The 12,181-nt window shown below is 72.2% G+C and carries 3 protein-coding genes; 1 reads left to right on the forward strand and 2 read right to left on the reverse strand.

All coding sequences use genetic code 11. The annotated features are described in order from the left end of the window. Nucleotides 1-11: 11 nt before the first annotated feature. Complete coding sequence (locus NX801_RS26990; RefSeq protein ID WP_258790553.1) at nucleotides 12-7,025, reverse strand: polymorphic toxin-type HINT domain-containing protein; 7,014 nt, start codon at nucleotides 7,023-7,025, stop codon at nucleotides 12-14. Nucleotides 7,026-7,167: 142 nt separating this feature from the next. After that, nucleotides 7,168-10,884: a LamG-like jellyroll fold domain-containing protein gene (locus NX801_RS26995; RefSeq protein WP_258790554.1), complete on the reverse strand. Its 3,717-nt coding sequence runs from the start codon at nucleotides 10,882-10,884 to the stop codon at nucleotides 7,168-7,170. Between the two features lie 463 nt (nucleotides 10,885-11,347). Between NX801_RS26995 and NX801_RS27000 the strand changes: the two genes are divergently transcribed. Continuing rightward, a complete protein-coding gene (locus tag NX801_RS27000; RefSeq protein WP_258790555.1) occupies nucleotides 11,348-12,010 on the forward strand; it encodes a class I SAM-dependent methyltransferase in 663 nt (220 codons plus the stop codon). The last annotated feature ends 171 nt before the right edge of the window (nucleotides 12,011-12,181 follow it).

The raw sequence follows: 12,181 nt of genomic DNA on the forward strand, positions 1-12,181 counted from the left end.
GGAATCACCTCTCAGTTATCCGACTTTTCCCTATTGCAGACCCGACACAAGACCTGACCGTTGGACGGGTCGCCCGATCCACCTCGCGACTTGGGCTGGATGTGATCGATCTGCCATTCATTTTCAGGGGGCGTCACTCCGCGCTGAGACTTTTTGGGGCGAACAACCTCCTTGCCGCATATCTCACAGGTCGGCACCCCGTACTTATCCTCATTTGCGTCAACAACCTTACCCTTGCCAGCGGGCGTAAACGGCTTACCTGGCCTACTGCCAGGAGCGCCCCCGACAACGCAATTGCTGTTGTGAACGAGTACCGGCGTGGCCCCCGCCAGCACATAGTACGTGTGCAGGTCCGCGACGGTGAGGTTGTAAACCGTCGCCTGCTGCGCCCACCGTTCGATTGCGGTGATCTGAACGCGGGTGCCGGCACCGGTGAGGAGCCACTGCCGGACGTTCAGCTTTCCGGCGTCCACCCACTTCCGCAGGGCGGGGACCCAGAACGGATGCCCCTCCGTGGCGGTCACCGCGACGTGTTTGCCGCCGATCTCAAGGGTGACCTTCACCAAGTCCTTGCGGCCGACTCCCCTGATCTCGGCCTCGATCTCCTTGGGCGCCGTCTCCCCGGTCTCCGGATCAGTGGCCATGACCCGGTCCCCGACTCTGACGTCCTTGATCTCCTTGGCGGTCCCGTCTGCCATGAGGACCTTGGTCTCGGGGGTGAAACTGTTCCTGAAGCAGGTGCTGCCCATGCCACGGACGGAACCAATGTTCGCGCGCAACGCGTTGCCCACGGGCATGCGCACCACCGCACCCCGGTCCTCATAGCCCGCGTACTGGCTGATGCGCAGCCATTCCATGTCCCAGAGAATGTTCCGCATGCCATCGGGGCACTTGTCACCGCCGGGTCCCACACAGAGATTCAGCGCCGTGGCGATGAGATCGTCGGCGGTCACGTCGCCGTGGTCCGCCCGGATGGCACTGATCTCCTGGTTGTATCCGGAGCGCCAAGCTGCGTAGTCGACGGTCTTCGGGAAGTAGTAGGTGGCCGTCTCGGTGATGGCCTCCTCGACGATATTGACGGGATTGGTCGCGGCCTGAATGTCATTCGGCGAAGGAGCCTTGGGCTTCCTTCCCGTGTTCTTAGCGCCGGGGTTGTACTTGACGTAGTCGCTGTTCGGGGTGACCTCCCAGTCACCCGAGTTAGTGGGGTGGCAGCTGAATCCGCCTCGGCCGCAGTCGTCGGGGGCGAGGCCGGAGGGGTCGGAGAGGGTGACGGGGGTGTTGTTGGCGTAGGAGTAGCCGTTGAGGGACTGGTGCTGGTCGAGGGTGAGGAGGGGGTCGACGCTGAGGAACTGGCCGGTGGCGGGGTCGTATTCGCGGGCGCCGATGTGCGTGAGGCCGGTGGTGGTGTCGGCGGGGGCGCCGAGGAACGCCTTGTCGTCGGGCCAGGCGGTGGGCTTCGGGCCGCGGGGGGCGCCGAAGGGGGTGGTGTAGCGCTTGGTGACGGCGAGGGTGGCGGGGTCGATGGTGAGGCCGGCGGTGCCGTGGTGGTCGCCGGCCAGGAAGGTGAGGGTGCTGGTGGTGGAGCCGGCGGTGGCGGTGCGGACGGCGATGGTCCGGTCGCCGGCGGAGTAGTAGCGGCTGGCGCTCAGGGTTTTGGTGGCGCCCTTGACGGTGAGGCGGACCTCCATGCCGCCGAGGTAGAGGACGGTGTCGCCGTCACCGGAGGCGCGGCGGATGAGCAGCGCGCCGGAGGCGTCGTAGAGGTAACCGGTGCTTGCGGTGGCCTCGGTGGTGGTAGCGAGCTTGCCCTCGGCGTTCCAGGTCAGCGTCTGCTGGGCCTTGCCACCGGGGCGGTTGGTGGTGTTGCCGGCCCGGTCGTACGTGTAAGTGGCCGGCCGGGCGCCCGTGGTGGCGGTGAGGGCGTGCGGCTGGGCGGCCGGGGCGGGGGTGCCGTAGGTGTAGGCGGTCTTCCTGTCGCCGGCCGGGGTGTGCTCGGTCTCCGAGGTGCGCTGGCCGGCCGTGTTGTAGGTGTAGCCGGTCCAGTAGGGCGCCGCGCCGTCGAGAGCGGTGAGCGCGGGGGCGGCGGCGCAGTCGGCGGTCCTGGGCGTCCACGCCTCGGTGAGGCGGCGGTGGCCGTCGTACCGGAAGCACTGGTGGTCGGCCTTGGCCGTGCCGCCCCGGGTGGTGGGGTCGGAGATCGAGGTGACGTTGCCGGCGTCGTCCTGGCGGAAGCGCAGGTCCTGGGTCTTGTAGGCGTGGACGTCGTCGGTGACCGAGGCACCGGTCAGCCGCCGGGTGCCGGGCTCGTACTCGTAGGTCAGGTAGGACTTCTTGGCCGTGCTCGCCGACGAGGTGCTCAGGGCGAGCTGCCGCAGGTCACCGAGCGGGCTGTAGACGGCCCCGGAGAAGTAGCCGGTCTTGCCCGCGGCACTGAGCGGCTGGCCCAGCGGGGTGTACTCGTAGGAGACGATCTCGGAGGGGAGACCGCCGGCCGCGGGCTGTCCGGCCTGGAGCACGTTGCCGTCGGGGGTGTAGTGCACCGAACTGGACAGGGTCTTCGGGACGCCTGCGGCAACCAGAGGGTCGGTGTCGGGAAGGATCAACTGGCTGCCGGTGGCCCGGTAGAGGGCGTCGTAGCTGGTGACCTTCTGGGTGTAGGCCCGGCTGGTGGGCTGGTTGACACCGTTCTCGTAGCGGACGGAGGCGTCCGGCAGGCCCTTGGCGAGCGTGTCGAAGGTCCAGGCGGCGAGCTTGGCCGCGTCCGTCTTGGCGGCGCCGTCCCAGAGGCCGGTCCGCCGGCCCAGGAGGTCGTACTCGGTGGTCAGGGTGCGGCCCCGGCCGTCGGTGGCGGTGACGGCCCGGTCGAACTCGTCGTATCCGGTGCGGGAGGCACCCTTGTCCGGGTCCTGGCTGGTCACCTGGCGGCCGAACAGGTCATAGGTGTACGCCCAGGCGGCGCCGTCCGGGCCGGTGACGGCGCGCTGCTGTCCGGCCGGGGTGTAGGTGTAGGCGGTACGGGTGAAGTCGTCGCCGGCGGGCTGCGGTCCGCCGTACTCGCGGCGCTCGGTGGTGCGGCCCAGGGCGTCGGTGACGACGGCGGTGGCCTGTCCGCCGGGCGGTGCGGTGGCGGTGACGGTGTCGCCGGTATAGGTGGTGCGGGTGGACCAGCGGGCGGTGCCGTAGGTCTTGGTCACCGCGCTCACCGCGCGGCCGGCGCCGTCGTAGGCGGTGTCGGTCTGGACGGGGGCCTGGCCGCCGTCGGTGGCCACCAGGGTGCCGGAGGGGGCGTTCTTCTCGTCCCAGATGTCAGTGTTGGTGGTGGTGGCGAGGCCGCGCTCGTCGTAGAGGGTCTCGGCGATGACGCGTCCGCCGGCGGTGGTCGGCGCCTGGACCTGGCGGGTGCGGAGGAGACCGTCGTAGATCTCGAAGGTGGTGTTGTACTCACCGGCGTTGGTGGCCGTCAGGGTGCCGGTGGAGACCCAGGATGGCGCGGTGGCGGAGATGCCGTACGCGTAGACGTAGTTGGGCTTCTTGCCGATGGAGGTGGGCTGGTTGGGCAGCCACACCTTGGTGATCCGGCCGAGGGCGTCGTACTCGGTCTCGGTGATCTTCTTGTTGGGGTCGGTGGTCTTCGTGGCCGCCCCGGTGGCGAAGTCCAGTTGGGTGGCGGTCGCGTAACCCTTGGCGTCGGTGGTGGTGGTCGCGGTGAGCGGTCCGCCGACCGCCGGGGTGTAGGCGGTCGTGGCCGTGGTGGTGTCGTTGGTGTCCTTGATGACCAGCGGACGGCCCAGGGCGTCGTAGCCGGTGGTGGTGAGCCGCTGCCACTGGGGCCGGCCGTCGATGCCGTACCCCTTGGCCCGTCCGGTCCAGCGCGGTTCGCCGAGGGTCGGTGTCTGGGTGTCGCTCCAGCTGGTGGAGTCGTAGGCGACGGCGGTGTCGGAGATGACGTCGCCGGGCCGGGAGGCGTCGGCGGGCAGGTCGAGCGCGCCGTCCGCGCCGCAGACTCCGGCGGTCGTACGGGCGCGGGAGACCAGGTTGTTGAGGCCCTTGGCGTCGTTGCGGGCGTACCAGGTGCGGACGCAGGTCTCGTCCCCGGTGCGGTCGTCGTCGCCCTTGTCGGTCACCTGGTACGCCATCCCGTAGGCGTCGTACGCGGTCTCGACGGTGCGGACGCGGTCGCGGGCGGGGCCGTTGGTGAGGGCGGTACGGGCGTGGCTCGCGCCGGTGCGGACGTAGTACGCCTCGGCGTCGGCGTAGGACTTGTGCTGGGTGGCGGTGCGCTTGGACCAGGGGTCGTTGACGGTGCCGGAGACCTCCTGGTCGCCGTTGTAGGTGACGGTCTCCCGGGTGAAGCCCGCGTACTGCTCGGTGTCGGTGAGCGGGCCGGCCTTGACGCCGGTGACGGTGACGGTCTTCCGCTTGTCGGGGTCGGGCGACTTGCCGTCCGGGCCGAGGACCCGGTCACCGTTCATGCCGCGCAGATGGACGGTGACGGTGCGGGACTGGGTACGTCCGGCGAGGCCGGTGGTGTGGGTCACCCGCTCGAAGCCGCGCCAGACGGACCAGGTGCGGTCCTTCTCCTTGGTCAGCGGGTCGTCGTTGTAGTGCCAGGCGCCGCCGCCCGCGTAGCTGTAGGTGTCCTCGACCGGGAGCGCGGCGCCGGAACGGTCGCTGGTGGTGACGCTGGTGACCGGGTACTTGTGGAACCAGTCGAGCTTCTTCTCCTTGCCCCCGTTGGGCGCCCAGTTGACCGGGTAACAGAGACCGGTGTTGGCGTCCGGCTTCGGCCTGGGCCGGCCCGCGAGGCAGTCGGCGGCCCGGTAGTCGACCACGGTCACCGCACCCGTCTCGGAGGTGATCGTGTACAGCCGGGGCCGGTTGAGCGGCAGGATGTCGTCGCTGTTGCCGTCCACCCGGTTCGGCCGCCACTGGTGGGTGAAGGTGACCGGCGGCAGGGTGACGGCGGTGCCGCGCCGGCCGGTGTGGCGGATCTCGTCCAGCCAGAGGGACTGGTCGGTGGCGTCTCCGGTGTCGCCCGGGTCGAGATACTTCTGCTTCAACGCCCAGGAGTCCACGGGCACATAGGCCGGGGTAGTGGCGGAGGAGTCCCACGCCTCGGTGGTGATCCCGGTCATCCGCTTGCGGGTGTAGAAGCTGGGCCCGACATTGCCGGTGCACTTGACGTCCGCCTTGCACTCGGCGTCGAAGGGCACGTCGGGCCAGTTGTCGCGGGTGTCCTCGGTGAGCGAGTCACAGCCGGTGCCGGTCTTCTCACACCGTTCGGCGTACGCGAAGAGCACCCGGTCGGAGGCGGCCGGCGCGGCGAACAGGCTGTCCTTGCGCTGCCCGTAGCGGATCTCCTTGAGGATGCCGCCCCGGGTGTAGGGGGTGCCGGTGTCGTCGTCCCCGAGCAGGTCGTAGTGGTTCTGCTCGGCGGCGTACCAGTAGGACATGGCGTTGCCGTGGGTGTCCTCGACGTAGTCGAGGTTCCAGCGCCAGGCCTGCTTCTCCCAGCGGTCTTTGAAAGCAGCCCCCTTGTCGTAGCCGGGCTCGTCCTTGTCGTCGCCGAAGACGGGGACGGTCCACACCGACTGGGTGGCCTGGGTGGTGGCGCCGGGGAGCTTGTTGAGGCCGAAGTGGTAGACGGTGCCGTTGCCGGTGGTGACGGTCCAGTACTCGCGGTCCTCGTCACCGTTGTCGGCGCCGTCCGTGCCCTGGTGGTGGACGACCGTGGAGGCGTCGTCGTTCTTCAGCCGCCACTGGCCGCTGGTGTCGTCCTTGACCAGCTCGGAGGCGCGGCCGTTGAGGACGAGGGAGGCGTTCTCGTACTTCCAGCACAGGTCGTGCTTGTCGTCCTGGCCGTCGTCGTCGCAGGAGCCGTAGCTGCGCTCGATGAAGGAGGAGGTGAGATCGAAGCCCTCACCGACCACCGAGCCCTGGTTGTTGGTGGTCGCGGTGCGGCCGTCCACGCTGCCGGAGTCGTACGAGATGCTCAGGTCGGGGGCCGGCCCGGCGGCGGCCGGCGGCACCCGGAGCGGGTAGGACCAGGTGAAGGTCCCGGAGGAGCCGCCCGCCTCCCAGGTGGCCGAGGCGGACAGCGGGCTGGCCTTGTGGTCCCCGCCCCCGGAGGAACCCTCGGCGGCGACCGCGAGCACCATGGCCCGGCCGGCGGCGGGAGCCCTTCCGGTGACAGCCTTGCCGACGGTGGCCTTTCCGGCGGCGGTCTTCCCGGTGGCAGTGGCCTTCTCAGCGAAGGACGCCTTCCGGGCGGCCGGGGCCGGGGTGGCGGCCGGAGCGGCCGGGAAGGTCAGCGGGGTGTCGAGCCGTTCGTCGCGGCGGTGGTTGACCGACGCCAGGGGGGTACGGGTACGGCAGGCGGGCTTCGCCGGATCGGTGAGCGCGCAGTCCGGCAGCCGCACCAGCCGCAGCCGGCCGGCCCAGTCGCCGCCGTACGCCCCGGCGAACCCGGTGTAGTCGACGCCCAGCCGGGCGCCGCCGCCCGAGGCGGGGCCGGTCACTGTGAGCACCACGCCCCTGATCCCGAGCGCGGCGGCGCGGTGCTGGTCCAGGACGGTCGCCCGCACGGTGCCGGCGGCGGCACCGGCCCGGGAGCCGGACGGGGCGAGGGTGACCGGGAGGCCACCGGGTGCGGCTCCGGCGGTTCCGGTACGGGGCAGGGCCAGCGTGGCGCTGCCCGGCCCGGGCCAGGTCACCCGCCGGTCCTGGTCCTGGGCCGCCCGCTCGGCGTCGGCCCGCCCGGCCGCCTCACCCCGGCGCAGCGCCTCGGCGGCCCGCCGGTCCAGCTCTCCCCGGAACGGCGTCACGTCGGCCGCGCGGGGAGCGTCGAGCTCCGGCCGGCCGAGCGGCTCCGCCGCGGCGGCGAACGCGACCGGGGTCAGCAGACCGGGCAGCAGGGCGCAGCCGAGCACGGCGGCGAGATGGCGGCGCAGCGCGCGGCGACGTGGCGCGGCGTGTCCGCCGCGGCCCCGGGAGCGGTCACCGGGGAGACTGAACGGGTTCATGGGTTCCGTTTCCTGTGACGTCCTCCGGCCGCGTGCGGCGGCGGAGGGAGGAGTGCGGGCGGCGTGTGGTACGGGCCGGACACCGGGGGCCGGTGTCCCCGGGAGCCCCCGGTTGCCCTGAGGTGCCGGAACATCGGCCCGGTCAGCCGCTGCCGCCGTTCAGGACAGCTGCCTGGATCTGTTCCGTGTTCATGGCGCCGGCCCAGAGACGCACCTCGCCCACGGCTCCCGGGAGATGGTGGCCGGTGGTGCCGAGTGCCGTCCCGCGTCCCACCGTCAGGCTCCCGGTGCCCTGCGACGGGTCGGTGAAGGCCGAGGGCGCGTCGGTGACCTGCTGGGCGGCGCCCAGGTGGAGCCGCAGACCGCCCCGACCTCCGGTGGCCGCCGGATCGGCCGCGTCGAAGACACCGGTGAGCTGTACCCAGGTGTCGAGTTCGGCCGGATCCTCGGCGGAGGCCGCCACCGACTGGACCACCTTCCCGGCCGCGTCCGTCGAGGTGCGGCCGAAGTACCAGCGGTAGCCGTCGGCCGAGACCTTCTCCGCCCACAGCGCCCACGCGGACTCGCCGCCCGTCGCGGTCGCCCGGCCCAGGACGTACGAGCGGGCGCCGACCGGCTTCTTGGCGAGCAGGGCGCTGTCCAGGCGTACGGCGGCGGTGACGGTGAAGGAGGCGGTCTCGTCCACGACCGGGCCGGCGGCGGTGGCGTGGCCGGCGGTTCCGTCGAGGAGCAGTTCGGTGCCGTCGTCGCCGGTGGCGAGCCGGGCGCCGGTGGCGGAGAGGGTCAGGGGTGCCCGGGCGTAGCCGCTGGTGTCGCGCACCTGGGTGCCGGTGGCGCCCTCGGCGTTCCAGCGCCCGACGAGCGCGGTGGCGGCCGTCTCGTCCTCGCGCAGCTCCGCGTCCTCCCGTACGAGATCGGCGCCGCGTGCCTCCTGCCAGACCGCGACCTCGTCGAGGTACCCGCGGAAGTACTGCTGGTAGGTGCCGGCGACCTTGGCGCGGCCGATCTGGAGGCCCTCGGTCGACGCCCACGGCTGGTAGCCGGCGGCGGTCGCGGCGAGCCGTACGGGCCGGCCCTGCGGGCGGCCGTTGACGAAGAGCTGGATGGTGTCGTCGGCGGCGTCGGTGGTGCCCCGGGCGTCGAAGACACCGGTGAGCTGGGTCCAGACGCCGGTGGGCGGATCGAGGGTGTCGGCGAGGGAGAGCGCGGTCGTGGTCGTGGCGGTGTCCTGGGCGGCCCGGCTGAAGGCCCAGCGCCGGTGGCCGGAGGAGTAGGAGAGCGTGAAGGCGCTCTGCTTGCCGCCCGGTGCCGAGAGGACGACATGATTGGTGGTCGGGTCGGCCAGATACGCCCAGGCGGAGACGGTGAAGGAGTCGGCGGTGTTGACGGCGGGCTCGGTGGTGGCCGCGTACGCCTGTTGCCGGGCCGGGTCGGTGCCGCTGAGGTCGAGGGCGTGGTCGCCGGCGCCGCGCCGGGACCGCTCGGACCAGCCGGCGCCACCCGCCAGGGTCGCGGGGTGCCGTACGGTGCCCTCGGTGGCGGTGTCCCGGGTGGTGGTGCCGGTGGTCGTCCCGGCCGGCCGGTCGGCGAACTGCCAGCGGCCGGTGGCCCCTTGCGGGGGTGCGACCTTGAAGACGAACTCCTCGGGTTCGCCCCAGCGTTCCCGTACGTCCTTGGCCTCGACGCTCAGCACCTGGACGCCGGCGAGTCCCGGAGTGACCGGCCGGGCGGGCGGGTTGGCCCCGGTGACGGTGGTGGCGCCGGTCTGGGTGAGCAGCCGGTAGCGGTAGCCGGTGATGTCGGTGGCGCCGGTGGTGGCGTTGACGTCGGCGGCGTTGGGACGGAAGGTGAACGCTCCCGCGCGGCCGGGGCCTCCGGTGCCCGGGCAGTCGTCGGAGTCGCAGGGCCGGTAGAGGCCGTCGGTGGTGATCCTCGGCGGCTTGGGGGCGGTGGTGTCGGTCTTGAAGTAGCACCAGGGGGTGGCGGCCGAGGACATGAAGGAGGTCGTGCCGCCGACCGTCCAGTACGACTGGGTCCGCATCCGCACCCGGTAGAGGATCTGGTCGGCCCGGTTGGTCATCCGGAGGGTCTCCAGGTAGCCGTCGGGCCGGAAGCTCGCGGACTGGCCGTCCCAGGTGTGCACCCACGCCTTGTCGGCGGGGTCGTACCGCTCGGCGTCGAAGCGGGCCTTCAGCGAGCCCTTGAAGCCGTTGGACGCGGGCTGCACCAGGGTCTGGGTGCCCGCCTGCACCCGGGGCGTCGGAGTCGTCACGACCAGCGGGTCGTTCGACGGGTTGCAGTACCGCATGGTGCCGTTGCCGGGGATCACGCCGTAGGGCGTCGGCAGTCCGGGCTTGGGGACGTAGGTGATCTGGAGCGCCGCGTTGTCGTCGAAGCGCTTCCAGGCGTCGGGGTCGTTCTCGTTCTTGGCGGCCAGCATCAGGGTGAGCCGGGGGAACTTGCCGTCGGCGAAAGCCCGTACGGTGGCGGTGAGGTTCTCGTCGCTCTCGGCCGGGTTGTCGTGGAACTCCACCCAGGAGTCGGGCTGTTCGGGGGAGCAGTACTCGCCCCGGCCGGCCGACACGTCCCGGTCGCCCATGTGGTCCAGGCGTGCCGGGCCGGGCCAACTGCTGCCCTCGGAGATGTTGTTGGTGCGCCACAGCTCCACCGGCTGCGGGTTGCAGGAGAACGACCAGGTCTCGTACGCCCGGAAGACCGCGTCCACCACCTGCTTGCCCGCGAGGTTGGTGGGGGCGAACTCGAAGTACATGCGGTTGGTGTGGTTCTTGTCGCAGTACCAGGGCCCCAGGCGGCTGCAGTTGCCCACGCCGAGGTCCCCGTCGAAGTCGTAGAACCGGTCGCCGTCCGAGGAGAGCACCGTGCGCTCGGAGAGGGCCAGTCCCATCGGCGGGTCGATGTAGACCGGGTAGACGGTGTCCGCGCCGTGGAGGACTGCGGGGTCCGGGACCACGCTGACGGTGCCGTCGCCGACGGTCACCGGCAGGACGGCGCTGGAGTCCCCCTCGCCCGGGCGCTCGGTCCCGGCGGGAGCGTCCCCGGGGTCGCCGCCGGGGCCGGGAGAGAGTGGAGCGGCGGGGCGGGCGGGGCCGGTGGACGCCGCCGCCGGGGCCGGCGCCGTTCGCGCGGCCCGGGCGCCGGGGGCGGCGGGGGTGGAGGCGGGACCGGAACCGGGGGCGGAGGTGGAAGCCGTGGCGGGCCGGTTGCCCGGGGTGGTGGCCGCCGGGGAGCCCGGGGCCGGGGCGGGCCGGTCGCCCGCCGAGTCCCACATCAGGCCGGCGGCACCGGCGAAGACCGCGTTGCCGTTCGCGTCGACCGCCCGCACACCGCCGCCCGCCCCCGGCTCCAGGTTCAGGCCGTCGCCGCGGGTGGCGAGGGAGATCCGGTCCAGCTCCGGCCGGGCGGCGGCCTCCGGGGTCTTGACGACCAGCACCTCGCGGTAGCCCTCGGCGGTGGCGGTGAGCCGGAGGTCCACTCCCTCGTAGACGTCCTGGTACGTGGCGGTGGCACCGTCGAGCCGGGGCTCCGGAAGCGGCGCCGCCCAGCCGAGGGACACGGAACCGCGCCGGTCGCCCAGGCGTATCGCGTTCCGGTCGCCTCCGCCGGGGAAGGCGAGGTCCACCGCGGCGGACCTGGGCCCCACCGTGCCGTCGGGCCGCCGCTCCAGTGTCACGTCGACGGGACGCCAGGAGCCGTCGGCGGCCTTGCTTCGCTGCGGGGTCGTGTGCTGGGTGAGGGTGAAGGTGCCGTCGGGGTTGGCCAGAGTGGTCGAGTACGCCGTCCGCTCGGCCAGGACCTCCACCGGTTCACCCGTCTCCGCCGCCCGGGCGGACTCCGGCATCCGCGCGGACTCCGATGCCCGGGCGGGCTGCGGTACCGCCGGTGTTCGGGCGGCCGCCGGTGTGACGGTCGGCGTACCCACCGCCAGTACACCCGCCAGCAGCGTGACGATCAGTCGTCCGCGTCCATGCCCATGTCTGCGGCTGTGCCCGTGTTCGTGTCTGCGCCCGTGTGTGCCGACGGACATGACCCACCCCTCCCCCGGGGCCCCCAGACCCCTGCCTGTCAACGACCTGTGAAGATCGCAAATGGACTGTAAAGCCGGGGGCGGGGAAGTGAAGAGGGGTTGGGCGGGGAATTCCTGTGGGTGCAGGAAGCTGACCCCACCGCAAAGGCCGCATGGGGGAACAATGTGATCATGGGCATGATCAAGAGCGCGCCGAGTGCCGGGACGAGGCGGGCACCTACCATGTGACTGGCCGGTAGGGGCTGATGACCGTGTAGTTCGTTCAGGAGGAAGCGCTATGACCGCCATGACGGAGCCGCTGCCGCAGCCGGAGCCGGAGACGCTGGTCGCGTTCGAGGCGGCCAAGGGGTTCATGCCCGTCGGGGAGGGGCTGGCGCTGTACGGGGCGGCGGTGGCGGCCGGGCGGCTGGGGCTGCCGTTGCTGGAGGTGGGGACGTACTGCGGGCGCTCCACGATCCTGCTGGCCGCGGCGGCGCGGGGCGCGGGCACCGTGGCGGTGACGGTCGACCACCACCGGGGCAGCGAGGAGCAGCAGCCGGGGTGGGAGTACCACGACCCGGAGGTGGTCGATCCCGAGGTGGGCCGGATGGACACCCTGCCGACCTTCCGCCGCACCCTGCACGCGGCCGGTCTTGAGGAGCACGTGGTGGCCGTGGTCGGGAGGTCGCCGCAGGTGGCGCGGGTGTGGGCCGGGGAGGTGGGGCTGGTGTTCATCGACGGCGGCCACACCGACGAGCACGCCACCGCCGACTACGAGGGCTGGGCGCCCAAGGTGGCGGCCGGCGGCCTGCTGGTGGTGCACGATGTGTTCCCCGACCCGGCGGACGGCGGCCAGGCGCCGTACCGGATCTACCGACGGGCCCTCGCCTCGGGGGCGTTCGAGGAGGTCGCGGTGCAGGATTCGCTGCGGGTGCTGCGCCGTACCGGCCCCGGGATCTGAGCCCCCGGCAAGGACCCGGGAGCCGCCGGGAGGAACTGGGAGGGCCGGGGAAGGAACCGGGAGCCCCCGGCAAGGACCCGGGAGCCGCCGGGAGGACCGGGGAGCCCGGGAGGGCCCGGAGGACTCGGAGGACTCGGGGGGGGGAGAGAGACGACCGGCGCGGGAGGCGGG

Source organism: Streptomyces pyxinae (assembly GCF_024756275.1).
GTDB classification, from domain to species: domain Bacteria; phylum Actinomycetota; class Actinomycetes; order Streptomycetales; family Streptomycetaceae; genus Streptomyces; species Streptomyces pyxinae.

Excerpts from the sequence above, each read along its gene's own strand:
- NX801_RS26990 (WP_258790553.1), bottom strand. The coding sequence starts at position 7,025 with ATGAACCCGTTCAGTCTCCCCGGTGACCGCTCCCGGGGCCGCGGCGGA.
- NX801_RS26995 (WP_258790554.1), bottom strand. The coding sequence starts at position 10,884 with ATGCCGGAGTCCGCCCGGGCGGCGGAGACGGGTGAACCGGTGGAGGTC.
- NX801_RS27000 (WP_258790555.1), top strand. The coding sequence starts at position 11,348 with ATGACCGCCATGACGGAGCCGCTGCCGCAGCCGGAGCCGGAGACGCTG.